The organism is Ferruginibacter sp. (assembly GCF_028288465.1).
Lineage (GTDB): Bacteria > Bacteroidota > Bacteroidia > Chitinophagales > Chitinophagaceae > Ferruginibacter.
Genome location: NZ_JAQBNR010000072.1, coordinates 1 through 16000, shown reverse-complemented (window position 1 = coordinate 16000; position 16000 = coordinate 1). Strand labels below are relative to the sequence as shown.

At 42.1% G+C, this 16000-nt stretch carries 12 protein-coding genes; 6 read left to right on the top strand and 6 right to left on the bottom strand.

Translation table 11 applies throughout. The features are described 5' to 3' along the window. Positions 1-11: 11 nt before the first annotated feature. Both JWR61_RS26800 and JWR61_RS26795 read right to left on the bottom strand, forming a co-directional pair. Positions 12-806: an ABC transporter permease gene (locus JWR61_RS26800; protein WP_290336879.1), complete on the bottom strand. Its 795-nt coding sequence runs from the start codon at positions 804-806 to the stop codon at positions 12-14. Between the two features lie 331 nt (positions 807-1137). Further along, complete coding sequence (locus tag JWR61_RS26795; RefSeq protein ID WP_301930716.1) at positions 1138-1494, bottom strand: hypothetical protein; 357 nt, start codon at positions 1492-1494, stop codon at positions 1138-1140. A 363-nt stretch (positions 1495-1857) separates the two neighbouring features. On the opposite strand from JWR61_RS26795, the gene JWR61_RS26790 reads away from it, so the two are divergent. Next, on the top strand, positions 1858-2067 hold the full coding sequence (locus tag JWR61_RS26790; protein WP_301930715.1) for a hypothetical protein: 210 nt from the start codon (positions 1858-1860) through the stop codon (positions 2065-2067). A 71-nt stretch (positions 2068-2138) separates the two neighbouring features. On the opposite strand, the gene JWR61_RS26785 is transcribed toward JWR61_RS26790, so the two are convergent. Next, on the bottom strand, positions 2139-2576 hold the full coding sequence (locus tag JWR61_RS26785) for a nuclear transport factor 2 family protein (protein WP_301930714.1): 438 nt from the start codon (positions 2574-2576) through the stop codon (positions 2139-2141). Between the two features lie 342 nt (positions 2577-2918). Between JWR61_RS26785 and JWR61_RS26780 the strand changes: the two genes are divergently transcribed. Then, positions 2919-3665 carry an SDR family oxidoreductase gene (locus JWR61_RS26780; RefSeq protein WP_301930713.1) on the top strand — a complete coding sequence of 249 codons (747 nt, stop codon included), beginning with the start codon at positions 2919-2921 and terminating at the stop codon, positions 3663-3665. A gap of 363 nt (positions 3666-4028) precedes the next feature. Then, positions 4029-5327: an MFS transporter gene (locus JWR61_RS26775; protein ID WP_301930712.1), complete on the top strand. Its 1299-nt coding sequence runs from the start codon at positions 4029-4031 to the stop codon at positions 5325-5327. A 67-nt stretch (positions 5328-5394) separates the two neighbouring features. Here the strand turns inward: JWR61_RS26775 and JWR61_RS26770 are convergent, their stop codons facing one another. The 3 genes from JWR61_RS26770 to JWR61_RS26760 all read right to left on the bottom strand — a co-directional run bounded on the left by JWR61_RS26770 (position 5395) and on the right by JWR61_RS26760 (position 10066). Continuing rightward, positions 5395-6012 carry a response regulator transcription factor gene (locus JWR61_RS26770; RefSeq protein WP_301930711.1) on the bottom strand — a complete coding sequence of 206 codons (618 nt, stop codon included), beginning with the start codon at positions 6010-6012 and terminating at the stop codon, positions 5395-5397. A 33-nt stretch (positions 6013-6045) separates the two neighbouring features. Then, entirely contained in the window at positions 6046-7968 is a 1923-nt protein-coding gene (locus tag JWR61_RS26765; protein WP_301930710.1) for a sensor histidine kinase, read from the bottom strand. A gap of 115 nt (positions 7969-8083) precedes the next feature. Continuing rightward, positions 8084-10066, bottom strand: coding sequence for a sensor histidine kinase (locus JWR61_RS26760; protein WP_301930709.1), 1983 nt, complete (start codon positions 10064-10066; stop codon positions 8084-8086). A gap of 360 nt (positions 10067-10426) precedes the next feature. Here JWR61_RS26760 and JWR61_RS26755 point away from each other — a divergent pair, with 360 nt between their 5' ends. The 3 genes from JWR61_RS26755 to JWR61_RS26745 all read left to right on the top strand — a co-directional run. Beyond that, positions 10427-12337 carry an OmpA family protein gene (locus JWR61_RS26755; RefSeq protein ID WP_301930708.1) on the top strand — a complete coding sequence of 637 codons (1911 nt, stop codon included), beginning with the start codon at positions 10427-10429 and terminating at the stop codon, positions 12335-12337. A 75-nt stretch (positions 12338-12412) separates the two neighbouring features. Beyond that, positions 12413-14923 carry a lipopolysaccharide assembly protein LapB gene (locus JWR61_RS26750; protein ID WP_301930707.1) on the top strand — a complete coding sequence of 837 codons (2511 nt, stop codon included), beginning with the start codon at positions 12413-12415 and terminating at the stop codon, positions 14921-14923. Positions 14924-15080: 157 nt separating this feature from the next. After that, positions 15081-16000 (top strand): hypothetical protein (locus JWR61_RS26745; protein ID WP_301930706.1); only part of this gene is annotated, 920 nt, incomplete at its 3' end.

Below are 16000 nucleotides of genomic sequence, written 5' to 3'. Positions count from 1 at the left end.
CTTATTTTTTGTTACCTGAACCAGCCCACTATCTGCACTATCATCAGTTCTTCAATAAAAATTAAATACATGGCAGTTACCACTGCAGCGTTGGCCGCCTTGCCTACACCTTCAGTGCCACGTGTTGTGGTAAATCCCTTGTAACAGGCCACCATACCAATGGTAAAGCCAAAGACAACCGCCTTTATAACTGAGGCTTTTAAATCCAGGAAATTAATTTTATCGAAGGCGTTGGCTATAAAAGTTGCCAGGCTGGTATGTTCGTTGGTTTGTACATTGATGTACGAGCCCAGTAAGGCGACAAAGGAAGTGTACAACATGAGCAGAGGCATCATAAAAACGCAGGCCGTTACCCTGGTAAAAACCAAATATTTATATGGTTTAGATGCTGACACATCCATTGCTTCAATTTGTTCCGTCACTTTCATGGCACCCAGTTCGGCACCAATACTGGAGCCTACTTTACCGGCGCAAATTAAGGCAGTCACCAGCGGTGCAAGTGCCCTGAAAACTGCAATACCTATAAGGGAGGGTAGCCAGGAGGTAGCACCAAAATCACTCAGCGAAGGCCGCGATTGTTTGGTAAATACAATGCCGATGATAAAGCCGGTAAGTGATATCAGCGGAAGTGAATCGCAGCCGACTTTATAACATTGCTTTACAATTTCGCCAAACTCGTACGGTGGCCGGAAAAGTTCGATGAAATAATTAAATACAAAACGAAATGTTTTTGAAGCGCTGATGAAGAAGCCGTCTATTCCTTTTGACAGATAGTATTTTTCTTTCTTGGTTGTTGCAATTTCCATTATAACCGGTAGATTTCAATATAAGTAAAGCAGCAGTGACTAACAATTGATCAATTTTATAGCGCTGAACATTATAGGCCTGACAATGGCTGTGCCAAATTCAGCAATCATTCTATTGACTGCATATCTTGGTTATAAGAAAAAGAGATACCTTCTTATTATGTAAGACAAAGGCAATCTTTAAGCCTGACAATGTTGGTTGTGTATAAAATATTCCCCAGTTTGTTCGTTGGCAGAACTATGGCTGGATAAAGATGATTGTAATCATTGGATAAGTTACCGGAAGATAGATTTCTTAGGTTTTGCATCGAGACGAAATTGTCGGCCAGTTTTAATGGTCGCATTTCTTCCCTTTAAGTCTGTCTAAATTTTTGGTTATGGTTATTTTGTCTGAAGGTGACCGAGTTAATTTTAACGCGGTTTCAAAATGCTGCATTGCTTTAAAATTATCGACGCCAGTGTACAAATGCCCCAATAAGGAAAAATAGAAGTGGTTGGCTGTGAGCTGCAATTTCTCGGCTTCAATGATTGCCGCTGCTTTTCCGTTGGTTTTAGACAATGCAGTTCTGTTCAATGCTGCGACAGGCGAGTATTGCAATTGCAGCAACTGGTTATACAACTGTAAAATGCTTTCCCATTTTTCGGGCGTATGTTCCTTTTTTGTATGCCAGAAGGCAATGCCGGCCATGTGATATTTTATGCCGGGCTAAATTATTCTTTGAAGGAAGCCCCCTGGTAAATTGAATAGAAAAGCGCTTTTTAATTCCATAATGACCCCTGGGACGGCCGTATTACCATATGCGATTTAATTGTTGGCTATCATGCTACGTAAGTTTATAACTTATTGAAAATCAATTTTAAGCAGAAACATTTACCAGCTTAGGTGTCAAGTAAGCAACACAAACATTGTTTTACACGCGTCCAATTCCGGTCTACATTTGCATTCCCTATGACGACAGTAGCAGTGAATATGTAACCCCACCAACTTCTTTCATTGCCGTACCGGCCGCTCGTAGGAATAAGTAATTGTATAAACCCTAAAAACAAGAAAATGACAACCAATCAAGTAACGTCTTATGTTCCCGTAGACAACAAATCAATGAAAGCCCTGGTTACTGAAGTGAAAGAAACCATTGCAACAAACGTGGATATGACGGGCAAAACTTCCCTTAAAGTAGTAGATCTCTGGAACATTGCAAGAAACAAAAAATCAGCGAGCAGAACATTTGCTTACAGAAGAAATACCATTCGTTTTATTTAAACAATAGAAACAACTTCTAATTTTTTAAGACCTTTATGAGGTCTTTTTTATTGCCTGGTATGGTGTGAACGTTAACTCAGATCAGCATTACCAGTTGTAAATTTCAAATTGTATTTGAATTCATAGATGCGCCAACCGACTCCGTGCTTTAACAGGCTGATATTGTAAGTGCCAACAAACTCTCTTGTATTGCCGTTGGTGGCAGACTCCTTATAATGCGTGGCGGTTGCATATGCAAAAACTGTAGCTACAGTATCGTGTATTTGTATCAGATAGTTTCCGGCCAAATGATTGACCGAGTCAATACCCACAAAGCCATTCTTCCAGGTTTCACATATGGCTTTGGATGTAGTTTCCGCCTTTTCACCACCCATCGATGACATGTCGAAGAGTACATCGTTGGAAAAAATTTCAGCCTGTAATTTCTCCCATTCCTGCATGTCTGTATAAACAAACAGTTTGTTGATTACTTCAACGATTTCATCCCGAATTGAAAATGTTACCATCATGTGTTTTTATAATTTTACGCAACGTATAAGGGTTGGCGGGGTGTTGGATATTTATATTTCGATACCAGAAACCCGTCGGAAGCTTGTTAGCAATATGAAGTTAATAAACAAAAAGCTAATTTATAAATTATACCTGAATTACGGTTGGTAGCGAATGGTAAATGTAATTAGTAAGGCCAACAACTTCCCCGGCTTAGCTGCGGGGTTTGCTGGTGGCCGGTATCAGGAGTTGGTATAAAAATTTACCCGGGGAAGGAAAATATGAAAGCATCCTTATGGAATGAAGTTAGTTCTATGTATTTTTATAACCGGACAATTGTATTCAAGTCAAAAAAGCGATTAATGAAAAATATTATTTTAATAACCGGGGGAAGTGATGGTATTGGTGCAGCCACAGCTTACCTGGCGGCCCGGAGGGGATATACGGTATGTATCAACTACAGGCAAAATGATGCTGCAGCAAATAGGATCGTTACCGCTATCCGGGAGGAGGGTGGAGAAGCGTTTGCTTTTCAGGCGGATGTTTCGGATGAAGCCGCAGTGGAAAATATGTTTCTTGCAATAGACCGGCAAGCTGGACCGTTAACGGCATTGGTGAACAATGCGGGCATCATCGAATTTCAGCAAAAACTGGTTGACATGTCTGCTGCACGGCTGCATAAAATATTTGCCACTAATGTAATCGGCAGTTTTGTATGCGCCAGGGAAGCTATCAAACGAATGGCTGTAAAGGTAAATGGCACAGGTGGTGCTATCGTAAATGTTTCGTCAACGGCCGTTAAGCACGGGGCTCCTTTTGAATTTATAGATTATGCGGCCACCAAGGGTGCCATTGATACCTTCACACTCGGTTTATCCAAAGAATTGGCAGATGATAAAATACGGGTAAATGCGGTACGCCCTGGAATTATTGATACCGGCATTCATGGCAAGGCGGGCGAGCCAGGCCGGGTGGATCGCATAAAAGCGCAGCTGCCAATGAAGCGGGCAGGGCAACCGGAAGAAGTAGCCGGTACCATTCTTTGGTTATTGTCTGACGAGGCTTCTTATATCACAGGGGCCTTACTGGATGTTTCAGGTGGCAGGTAAAAAAAATCCTTCAGACGCTGTTGTAATTTTGTTCTGTAAGCTTATCGAATCATCGTTTAACACAAACATCATTGATTTATATAATTATGGCACATCACTTTAATATGTGCTGTAAAGATTATGTACGAAATTATCATTACCAGTGCAACCCTGTTCCCCCATAGCTGTAAAAGTAAAAGAGGGCGATGCAACGATGATCCACAATGCGTCTTAGCACGGACCAATATTTTTTACTTTCTTTTTTTATTGTTGTAGTGCTTGCCGGATGTAAACACATTGCAATTAACAACAGCAGTTGCTGTCAATTTAAACTGAATAACTTAAATTGCCGCTCCGTTAAATTAACCGAAACGCAACTGTTATATGAGTAATGCGAAACCTTCAGGCAATAGTGCCAGCCGAATATTGATCGCCAGTCTTGTTGGCACCACGATAGAATTTTTTGATTTTTATATATACGCCACGGCGGCGGTATTGGTGTTTCCAAAACTTTTTTTCCCCGGCAGTGATCCTACAACCAGTACGTTGGAATCGCTGGCCACTTTCGCACTGGCTTTTTTTGCAAGGCCAATAGGTGCGGCCCTGTTTGGCCATTTCGGGGATCGCATTGGCCGTAAAGCTACGCTGGTAGCCGCGTTGATGACGATGGGGCCATCAACGGTAGCCATTGGATTATTGCCAACCTATCAATCCATTGGTATTGCAGCCCCGATTTTACTGGCCTTGTTTCGCTTCGGGCAAGGCCTGGGGTTGGGTGGCGAATGGGGCGGGGCTGTATTACTGGCAACAGAAAATGCACCGCCTGGTAAAAAAGCCTGGTACGGTATGTTTCCTCAACTGGGTGCTCCCATTGGCTTTTTGCTTTCCAGCGGGACGTTCCTGGTATTGGGTAAAGTATTGACAGATCAGCAATTTTTTGAGTTTGGCTGGCGCATTCCTTTTGTGGCAAGCGCCCTGCTGGTATTTGTGGGGCTCTACGTTCGGCTAAAGATTACAGAGACACCAGAATTTGTGAAAGTGATTGAAAATAATGAGCGGATAAAAATCCCTGTTAAAGAAGTACTGGTTAAACATACAAGGGTACTGGTGTTGGGAACATTGGTGGCCGTTACCACCTTTTTGCTCTTTTACCTGATGACGGTATTTGCACTCAGCTGGGGAACTTCCGCATTGCATTATGAACGGTCCAGCTTCCTGAGCGCCCAGATGATTGCCATGTTGTTTTTTGCCTTGGCCATACCGCTATCTGCGGTAATCGCCGATCGTTATGGACGGGGTAATATGCTGATCATCGCCAGCATTTGTATTATTGTTTTCGGCTTATTCTTTTCGGTGTTGTTCAGCGCCGGCAGCTGGCCGTTAATAGTAAGCTTTCTTTCTATCGGGCTTTTTCTGATGGGGCTCACGTATGGTCCGATGGGGACTGCACTGGCTGAAATTTTTCCGCCCTCCGTACGGTACACCGGCGCATCGCTTGCATTTACCCTGGCAGGTATACTGGGTGCTTCGCTGGCGCCTTACCTGGGTACCAAGCTGGCAAAAACTTACGGGCTGCCGTATGTTGGGTATTACCTTTCTATAACGGCGGCGCTTACTTTGGTGGCGTTGTTGTTTGCGAGGAAATCGATGCAGGATACTACCAACGGTTCAAAATGGGTGTAAATAAAAAATAGACTGGTGCATATTAATATCCCGGTCACAAAATAAAGCGGCTTCAAAAAACAAGCCATTATATTAAATTCAATTGGGTGGCAATCCTCACCAGCGAGGCAGTGTTTTTGGCGTCTGTTTTGGCGAGTAAATTTTTTCGGTGAGTATCTACCGTTGCGGTGCTGATAAAAAGTTGTTGGGCTATTTCATTGTTCGTCATGCCCTCGGCAATTAATAACAACACTTCTTTTTCTCTCCTTGTTAATACGGGCCTGCTGCTATCGGTGTGTTGAATGAGTGCTTGTGCTGCTTCATGACTGAAATAAATCTTTCCCTTTACCACTGTTTCGATGGCCTCCATCAATTCCTGCTGGGTAGCATTTTTTAGTACATACCCCGAAGCGCCATTGTCCATCATTTTTTGTATAAAACTTTCCTGGTTAAAAGTACTGAGGCCGATTACAAAAACACCAGGGTATTTATCTTTCACCTCTTTACACAAGTCAATGCCATTTTTATCCGGCATGCTGATGTCCATTAAAATTACATCGGGTTGCTGTTGCTGTAAAAAGGCCAGGCAAGACGCAGCGTTGGAAGCATGCCCTATCCATTCAATCCCTTTTTCGTTTTGTAACAACGAGCGGATACCTTCAATTACCATATAATGGTCGTCGGTGATAAAGACTTTTATTGCCATATTGTTTTTTATCGTAGCATGAAAGTTACTACATTAAACAGGTAATTCAATCAACACTGAAGTGCCATCGCCGGGCGCAGATTGTATATCTATTTTACCTTTCATAAAATCAATCCTGCTCTCAATATTGCTCCAGCCAATGCCTTTTGCATTTTTTAAGATAGAAGGATCAAATCCTTTTCCATCATCTTCTACTGTTACCGACAAGCCTCCGTTTGTTTTGCTTACCTGTACAATGGCCTGCGTTGCGGCAGCATGTTTAATGGCGTTATTAATCAGCTCCTGTATCACGCGGTAAATGGTGATGGCGGTTGTTTGGTCAATGACTACCTGTTCCAGACCAATAGACTGGTAGTTTACTTTTAATGCGCCACTCAGGTTAATGTCATTGCAAAAATCTTTTAATGCAGCATCCAAACCAAATTTAACCAGGGCTTCCGGCATCAGGTTATGCGCCACCCTTCGCATTTCTTTGATGGAACTGTCCAGCATATCCATGCTGCGTTCAAAAGCCTGCGCATTGTCAGGCGTCATAATTAAATTTCCTTTCATAGTATTGAATGAATATTTTATGCCGGATAACATGCCGCCCAATCCATCATGCAGGTCTTTGGCTAATCTTGTCCGTTCCTGTTCCTCGCCCTTTAATACGGCTTCTGTTGCGGTTAGTTTCTTTTCCGTTTCTAATTCACTGATTCGTTGTTGTTGTATTTTTTGCTTTTGTTGGTAGGTACGGTAGCTCAGCAATGAGATAACCAATAAAATTACGGCGCTTCCGATTAAGATATAATTCAGGGTATTTTTTTGGCGGATGGTCAGCTGTTGTACTGTTTTTTCTGCTTCCAGTTTTTTTATCTGTGTTTCCTTTTTTTCTGTTTCATATTTTTTCTCCAGGTCGGATGACTGTTTGGACAATACCTGGTTGATGTGTTTTTGTTCATACTCATCGCAGAACAATTCATAAGCATATCCTTTTGCCGGATCACCTGTTGCAAATGCAATATCTGCTAAAACCTTTGTGGCACTTACTTTCCCCACCATATTGCCCAACTCGTCGTGCAGTTGTGCAGCCTTTGATGCATACTCCTGTGCTTTGGTATAGTCCTTTTGCTGCAGGTAACACATCGCTAAACCGGTAAGTGTAGTGGCTTCCATATCCCTGTCGCCCACTTTTTTTGCCAGTGAAAAACTTTCCAGTTCGTAACTAAGTGCTGCCGGAATGTTTTTTAGTTTTATGTACACATCGCACAAGTTAGACAAACCGTAAGCTACCACTCTGTCATCGCCATTGGCCCTGCTGATACTTACCACTTCATTTGCGGCCGCGATGGCTTTATCAAATTCTTTATTATTATTGTAAGCAACAGATAAATTAAACAGCGAGCTGGCAATCCGTTGCGGTACATTTAATGTTCTGGCTATCTCAACAGATTTTTTTCCGTACTCAATGGATTTGGCAAATTCGGAACGGGTAAAATAGATGCGCTGTAAATTATCGTAGGCATCCTGTTGCAGTTCCGGTGCGCCCTTTTTTTCAATCACAGCCAAACCCTGCAAACTTAACTCAATGGCTTTTTCCGCATCACCAAGATCGTTGTATGATTCGGCTATATTGATGTATCCAACAGCCATGTTCAGGGTGTCTTTCATTTGCTGCGCAAGCGCAAGAAATTGTTTATTGCCTTCAAAAACCGAGTCCACATTACCAACCGCCCTGTACAATGCTGTTTTGCGCAGCATCGCTTTAAACCGCCCTTTATTAAAATGCAATTTTTCGCTCAGCCGGTAGGCGGCATCGCTGTATTCATGGGCTTTCAGCATATCACTGCTTTGTGTTGCCTTGCTCAGTTTTATATATAACCATACCTTATTGGTATCCTCCTTTGCAGTTGCAAGCTGTTGCAGTAAACTGTCTTTGTTTGGGCCAGTTTGCGCATAAGTGAAATGGCCGCTCATGAAGCATGCAGAAAAATATAAGATGAAAAATTTGAAAATAGAGTTTAACCGCATAGTACAAAGTAAACAAAGAACGGCTGCATCATTATCCCCTTTTTCCATGATTTTAGTTTTGTCACAGATCCAGCTCAATCAGCACGGATGTGCCCTTTCCTTCGTTTGAGTTGATGTCAAGCTTGCCTTTTAAAAAATCTATCCTGCTTTCAATATTGCTCCAGCCAATGCCTTTTACATTTTTTAACATAGCGGGATCAAATCCTTTTCCGTCATCTTCCACCGTTACAGATAAACGACTGTTTGTTTTGCTTATCTGTACAATGGCTTCTGTTGCGGCTGCATGTTTAATGACATTATTAATCAACTCCTGTATTACGCGATAAATGGTGATAGACGTTGTTTGATCAATGACTGCCCCGTCAAGACCCATGGACTGGTAGTTTACCTTTAATGCGCCACTTAGATTGATGTCATTACAGAAATCCTTCAACGCAGCATCTAAACCAAATTTAACCAGGGCTTCCGGCATCAGGTTATGGGCCACTCTTCGCATTTCTTTTATGGAACTGTCCAGCATATCCATGCTGCGTTCAAATGCCTGCGCATTGTCAGGCGTCATAATTAAATTCCCTTTCATCGTGTTCATTGAAAATTTTATTCCACTCAACATACCACCCAAGCCATCATGTAAATCTTTGGCCAGTCTTGTACGTTCCTGCTCTTCTCCTTTCAGTACCGCCTCTGTAGCGGTCAATTGTTTTTCTGTTTCCAGGTCGTTGATACGCTGTTGCTGAATGGTTTGTTTGTGCCTGTAATTGCGTACCATCAACATACCAATGGTAAGCAGCGCCAGTGCTGCGCCGGCGAGTAAATAATTGATGGTACTTTTTTGTGTAATGGATACCTGTTGTAATTTTATCTGGTTGTCTTTTTTTTCTGACTGGTATTTTGCTTCCCGTTCGTTGAACTGCCGGGTTCTTTCGCTGTTCAAAATACTGTCGTTTAACCCAATATAATTTTCATAAAAACTGTACGCTTCTTTGTACCTGCCTTCGGCAAACATCAGTTTCCGCATTACATCGAAGTAGTCTTTTTTTTCTGCGGGGTCCGGACTTTGTAAATAATAACCGCTGCTTTTTTGAAGATATGTTTCTGCCAAAGGCAATTGTTTTTCTTCCAGCGCAATGCGGCCCAACTGCCAGTTGGCTGCTGCCATGCCATCAGTAATATGCAGTTCTGCTGAAGTTTGTAAACTTTTTTGTGCAAATAGTTTAGAAGAATCCAGCTTACCCAAGCCAAAATATTCCCTTGCAATATTCTGGTAAGCGCCTTGCAAATAGGTCTTTGGTAAAATGCCCTGTTCCAGTTGTGGTAAATGTTGCAGGCGGGTGCGTAAGGCTTTTTCCAGGTTACCGCTTTCAAAATAATTGTCTGCTTTTTGTTGAATGTAAAATGCAAAAGCAGCATCATTTTTTATATTTGTTGCAATGGCCAGTGCCTTATCAATATACTCATCTGCCTTTGGTAAATTTTTCAGAGTGTTGAATACGGCGCTCATATTGCAATACAGGTCAGACTTTCTTTTCTGCAGTGCCTTTTCCTGCAAATTTTTGTCATTGAAAATTTTCGGATCATCATACAATGCTGCTGTTTTAAGATAGTTGTCAATACAACTATCGTATTCGCCTTTCCAGTATTTGATATTGCCGATATTAAAATTGGCACCGGCCACCAGGTACAAATGATTGTTATTTTTGGCAGATTGTAAAGATGCCCGCTGACAATTTAAAGCCTGGTCTCTTAAACCAAAGTTGGTGTACCAAAGGCCAAGCATCCGGTAACTGTTGGTGATAGCGTCTGTTTCGCCAAAGGCAATACTTTTAGTCAAAGCCTCTTCCAGCAATTGTTTCGAATACGTGCTATCCAGTTCCCGCAGATCATATCCAACGTCTCTTAATTGCCGCAGGCTGGAGGTATCCAGCGGCATGGCATGAATGCCCGCAACAATTTTCTGTACACTGTCTTTGTTGTACTGCTGCGCATACACTGGCTCTGCTGTGCAAAGCAAAAAAAATAAAGCTGTGGCCAGGATGGATTTCATATTGTAAAACTAGTTGCTTAAAAAAAATGGATTATCCCTCTTTTACATAATTTTTTGTTAAGTGTAAAGCAGGATGGCGGTTTCGAACAGACCCGGCAACTTACAATTTACTTGCAACAATCTGCAATATTGCAGTTGCTAATTTTTTCTCTGATCGGATAAAGAACTTTTTTATAAGGTTGTGCCGGGGCGAATGATCGGCTTCCGTACTCAGATAGCCGGCGAACTGAAATATCTGATGCGTGCTGCAAATCCGCTCCGCGGTCTTGTCTATGCTTTTATTTAAAAAATGAAAAATCCTGTTTTTACAGGATACATCTTTCTTCCATCAGGCCTCATATTTACATCATAAAACTTTACATGATGAAAATCTTTATTACACTACTAGTGCTAACGTTAGCGGCTTTTCAAACTCAGGCTCAATTTTTAAAAAAGCTAAAGCAAAAGGCAGAGCAGGCCGTCAATAAAACGATCAATCAACCAACTGAAAACAAAACGAGCGGACCTACCGAAAATAGCCCGGCACCAGCCGCATCAGAAGATGCTAAGCCTGCAGATACGAAAGCAGCCACCGGTACCCCCGATTTAAAAGTGTACAGCAAATTTGATTTTGTGCCTGGTAAAAAAATTGTGTACTTCGACAATTTTGCGCAGGATAATATAGGGGAAACACCCAATGGCTGGGTAACCAGCAGCATGGCCGAACTGGTAAAGTTGGATGGGTTGGAAGGCAACTGGTTAAAGATGAATGCCCGCGGCTCCGTACAATTAACCCGTAACAAAGTGCAAAGCTGGGGTAACAATTTTACCGTGGAGTTTGATTTGTTGCTGGTAGACAATGGCCAGTCGCATGACTACTGGCTGATGTTACTAAATACCGGAAGCAACATTGTAACAGATGAAAAAAACCTTAACCTGACTGGTGCGCATTGCATTTCTTTCTGGAATAAGACAGGCAATGGTGGTAAGGACTGCCGCACTGGTTTGTACAGGGATGAAAACACCGCCTCTTCCGGAAAAAAATTATCGGAAGCTTTTTCCGACAATTTGCCTTACAGTAATACCGTGCCGGTACACATCAGTATGTGCGTACAGGGCAAGCGTTTTCGTATGTGGTGGAACACAAGAAAACTATATGATATGAGTGCAGTGGATGAAGCTTATTTGCCGAATCAGCTGGGCTTTGGATTTCATGTAAATGATGTATCTGACTACTACATCAGTAATATCCGTGTTGCAAAAGAAGTGCCTGATACAAGGGCTGAATTTGCGCAGGGTAAGTTAATCAGCAACCTGTTGTTTTATACCGGCACCGCCAATTTAAAACCTGAAAGCATGGGTGCTATTCTGGATGTGAGTAAAGTTATAAAAGATGCTACCAGCCCGGTTAAAATTGTGGGACATACCGATAGTGATGGGGATGATGCATCCAACCTGAAATTATCACAACAACGTGCTGAAGCAGTAAAGGATATTCTGATGAAAGAATACGGCATTGGTGAAAGTAAATTAACAACGGAGGGACGTGGAGAAACACAACCCGTTGCAGGCAACAATTCTGCCGAAGGCAAAGCCCAAAACCGGCGGGTTGAATTTATTTTTAATGCGGCAGCTGACAAATATGAAAAGCCTGCAGGGGTAGTAGCGACTTCAGGCAATACAGCAAAAGAACCGGCCAAAACTCCGGCAGCGAAAAGCACGGGCAGCACTGCTGCCGGCATAAACGGCTTGCGCTTACAAAGTAAAATACTCAATGTTAGTTTGCCATATGCACAAATCATGAAGGAAGACAACGGTTACGCATTGGTGGCGAGTAAAGAAGAAGGTAACAGCAAAGAGAATTTTTTAAAAATTCATTTTAAGCCGGTGGGCGAAAACCTGAAAACAGATAGCTATTATTTTGATGAAGTCAATAAAAAGAAACCTATGTACGGCACTAAAAAATACCCTGCCGTTACAAAAACAGAAGCCCTGTTGTTTTATGGCAGCGCTCAAAAGCCCTACATCAAAGCGTTCTCACCTTATATCACCGAAGGGCACATGTCGAAATTTGTTGATGCAGGTCTCGGGCGACATCTGCCTGCCCCATCAGAAAATTGCAAACTGGTGATTGAAAAAATTGCAGACGGAAAAGCCAGCGGTTATTTTGTGATGGGTAATTCCATAGAAGGATTAAAGCCGGTAAAAATCGGCGATGCTGAACAGGAAACATTTACCGACGGTTTTGCCGGAGAAATGAAAGGAACCTTTACAGATATCCCGGTGTATTGATGGAAGGTGTTTTGTTACAGCTTACTTTCACGGGCAACGGTCCGTATTGTCGTAAATCATTAATGAATCATTGTTATGAAAAAATATTTGCTGCCTGCTTGTATGCTGCTATTGGTATTTCAGGTGTCGTTTGCACAGCCACGGCCAAAGGCTAAATCTACAAAAACTCAGCCCGGGCAGCCGGATATGGACAGGCTGATGAATGACGCTATGAAAGATCTGAGCCCTGAAGATAAAGCCGAGATGAAAAAGATGATGGGGGGAATCATGCCTACGCTGATGAATCAAAATGCCAAAACAGCGGACTATAACGATTTCAGCAGTAATAAACAGTTGTTGCCCAAAAGGGATGCAGCGATTGTTTTGCCAAAGAAAAAGCTTTCAGCAACAGAGGTTGCACCTTATGCCGGCAACCTTTACACCAAACTGGTTACAAAAGGCGACCCTGCTGAAATAGCCATCATAAAATCGATCACTTCAAAAGTATCTACTTCTGCACAAATGGAAAATGCAGCGGTATTGTGCATGTTACAGGGGCATCCGCAGGCAGCTATGGCCATCGCTGCAAAATCAGTGCAGGCAGATGCCCGCAACCTGAATGCGCAAAACAATCTTGCTTCGTTGCTTACGCAATATGGTTATCCCGAACAGGCCATCCCGGTGCTGAATAAACTGGCGGATGATGCTCCTTCCAACACGACTGTATTAAACAATATGGCGTATGCCTGGCTGGGGTTAGGTGAAACAGACAGTGCCCGCATTTACTCCGGTATGGCGATAAGAATCAATCCCGCTAATACAGAAGCAATGCTATGCGGTGGTTTGATGGAAGAGCTTTTTGGCGACCCTATTAAAGCCAATGATGCCTATGTTGAATCGTTGAAATCAAACCTCAATCCTTTTACTGAAAAATTGCTGACCAATAACAATGGCCAGGACAGAATAGAAAAAATTGATTTTGATAAAATCAAAAAGGCCATCACCATCTATGAGTATTTCCCCAAAGACTGGATTAAAATTCCTGATTTTTCAGACAATGTAAATGGGTATGAAGGCGATAGCCGCATCTATAACAGTTATGAAGCAATGCTTGAAACACTGGATGATAAAATAAAATCGATGCAGGATGCTGCGGGCCGTGACTTGGACAAGCTTACGGAAAAAGGTGAAGAAACATTTGTGAAAACCATGGGAGAAGAAACGATCAAAGGGTTGAACATGATGAGCAAGACAGCCGTGATTGTAGAGAAAATATTATTCTATTACATGAAGCAATGGAGCGAAGAAAAGCAACAGCAGGCTGCAGCATTGCAGGAGGACATTGAAGCACAAAGAAAAATCCGTGACAAATCGGGTGATAATGATAAGTGCCCGGATTATGACCGGCGGAACAATGAATTTCTTCAATATGCCAATCCCCGCGTAAGGGCCTTTCATGCACAGCGCATAGAAGAATTCCGGATGTGGCTGAATGCTTTTTGTACCTGGTCGTGGTATGTAGCGGGCAATCCAAAAAATGCAGTATTGTCGGAGTGCATTGGTTGGGCCGGCGCATTGAAAGGTTTGTACAGTGATGCACTGAGTGCGCAGCAAGCCATTGCCAAAACCTGTGTTTCACAAAATAACAATGGTAAAATGGATGTACCCATGCCTGAAGTGCCGAATTTTTATTGCCCGGCTGTCGTAAGCATTCCTACCGGTAACGAATGGCAGCAGCTTTCCAATGCCGTTAAAAACTTTGATAAGAACAGCCTGGATGTAAAAAAGAATCCTGCGGTTAAAGTGCCCAATGCGTCCATTGCTTATGGTGCTGACAATAATTCAATTTCCGAACCTGGCAAAAGTTTTACGGCAAAGACTGCGGATGGAAGTATAACACCATCGGCTGCGGATGTTGATAAGGCAATGGACAATGGGTTGTTAGGTGCACTCAAAAGAATCAATGCAAAAAATGGCAATACGCCGGTACCAACGGATGCTGCTGTAAATAAAGCCATCGATAACAAACTAACGGATATGTTGAAGAAGCTCAACAGCCGGCCAAAGGCAGCTGATGGCCTTGACGAGCTGACGCCGCTTCCCAATTTAAAAGATATGATCAGCAATGACCTGCTGAAAAAAATGATGCATTCCAGTTGTGATAATGTGCAATCATCTAAAGATATTTTTAAAAAGGAAATGGAAAGAATGATCAAAAAAGTAAAGGAGCTGGAGGCCTATGAACAGGTGATGGAACAAATTAAAGCACTGGAACAAAAAATTGCCGGACAGGAAGCTGAAAAGCAACAACAGGATGCATTAAAAAAATCAATGGAGAAAATGATGGAGGAAGTTAATAAAATGGATCAATATTCAGAGATGAAAGAGCGGCAGAAAAATATAGAAAAAATCATGGAAGAAATGGATCAGATGGACGAAAAGCGGTTGTTTAAACAAGACATGGATAAAATTATGCAGCTGGTGGATGAGATGGAAAATGCGCCTGCTGTATTAAAAGATATACAGGAAAACGGTCTTCGCCCGTCTTTGAACTCAGGACTACAGGGACCTTCAGCACCGGCCGCAGGCAAAAATATTTTTAACTGATGAAAATGGTAGATAACAGCCTTGTTTACTATGCTACTGTTAACCAATAAAATATTAATTGTGTAAATGAAGACGATCAGGAGCTAAGAAAAAGTTAGTGGTTTTTACAGCACTGAAAATATGCCGGTAAATAGAAAATAGTTTCAACTGTTATGATATGAAAAAAACAATCTTTCTGTTTTTAATGATGGCAAGCATATATGTGCAGGCCCAGCCGGAATATGTTGATCGTATTGGCTTTAAGCTGGAAAGCATAGCCGATATCGATATCGGTTGGATGACAATCCGCAAGCATACTACAGCGCCCACCGGCAAACAACTTGGTGACCGGATTTACAGTGCCAGGCAAATAGGCAATTGCCAGCAGTTTGTAGAATGGATGCAACAATCTTACCTGCCGAAAGGATGCCTGGGAGATGCGACTTACTATCAAAATTATATACCAAAATTCAATTCCAGTAATAGTCTTTTGGGTAATGAGATAAACTTGCAGGCTCGTGCGCTGCCACTATTATATGGTGCACAAACGAAGGTGTATATGTATTTGAAAAAAGATGTGCAGGGGAAATTTGTTCCACAAAACAATCTTGCTGAGTATTGGCGCATTGAGGCAAATCAACTGCAATACATCAGTGCCCCGGTATATTTTATTTCCAGCCCGGAGCAATACTATTTTGTAATGCCACATTATAATGATGAAGTAAAAATGGATCTTGCTGCGGATAAATCGGGCTACCAATTCATGGGATTTAATACCAATAAAAATATTCAGCCCTACATTCATTTATACGTTCCGCCAAAAATAATTGATGACAATGCGAATTATATAGTCATGATGACTAAAACCGGGAAGCTGCCCTTCGAAAACGTTCGTATTGGAGAATTTTTTGAAAGAGCAGAACAGCAATTACCCCATTGGCAACAAATTGGAAATTACAGTGCCGAAAACCTGGTAACTGCCCGGCAAAACCTTGCCCGTTTAAAAGAAAAATATAAAAACAAACTGGATGAGACAGCCATGCTGGGTGCTCCATATGGGCAAATTAGTTTTATGGACTTTGTGAATGCTAAACCAGG

What these genes read in the sequence shown, in the direction of transcription:
- JWR61_RS26755 (WP_301930708.1), top strand. Translation starts at nt 10,427, where the DNA reads ATGATGAAAATCTTTATTACACTACTAGTGCTAACGTTAGCGGCTTTT.
- JWR61_RS26800 (WP_290336879.1), bottom strand. Translation starts at nt 806, where the DNA reads ATGGAAATTGCAACAACCAAGAAAGAAAAATACTATCTGTCAAAAGGA.
- JWR61_RS26770 (WP_301930711.1), bottom strand. Translation starts at nt 6,012, where the DNA reads ATGGCAATAAAAGTCTTTATCACCGACGACCATTATATGGTAATTGAA.
- JWR61_RS26775 (WP_301930712.1), top strand. Translation starts at nt 4,029, where the DNA reads ATGAGTAATGCGAAACCTTCAGGCAATAGTGCCAGCCGAATATTGATC.
- JWR61_RS26750 (WP_301930707.1), top strand. Translation starts at nt 12,413, where the DNA reads ATGAAAAAATATTTGCTGCCTGCTTGTATGCTGCTATTGGTATTTCAG.
- JWR61_RS26760 (WP_301930709.1), bottom strand. Translation starts at nt 10,066, where the DNA reads ATGAAATCCATCCTGGCCACAGCTTTATTTTTTTTGCTTTGCACAGCA.
- JWR61_RS26795 (WP_301930716.1), bottom strand. Translation starts at nt 1,494, where the DNA reads ATGGCCGGCATTGCCTTCTGGCATACAAAAAAGGAACATACGCCCGAA.
- JWR61_RS26765 (WP_301930710.1), bottom strand. Translation starts at nt 7,968, where the DNA reads ATGAGCGGCCATTTCACTTATGCGCAAACTGGCCCAAACAAAGACAGT.
- JWR61_RS26790 (WP_301930715.1), top strand. Translation starts at nt 1,858, where the DNA reads ATGACAACCAATCAAGTAACGTCTTATGTTCCCGTAGACAACAAATCA.
- JWR61_RS26780 (WP_301930713.1), top strand. Translation starts at nt 2,919, where the DNA reads ATGAAAAATATTATTTTAATAACCGGGGGAAGTGATGGTATTGGTGCA.
- JWR61_RS26785 (WP_301930714.1), bottom strand. Translation starts at nt 2,576, where the DNA reads ATGATGGTAACATTTTCAATTCGGGATGAAATCGTTGAAGTAATCAAC.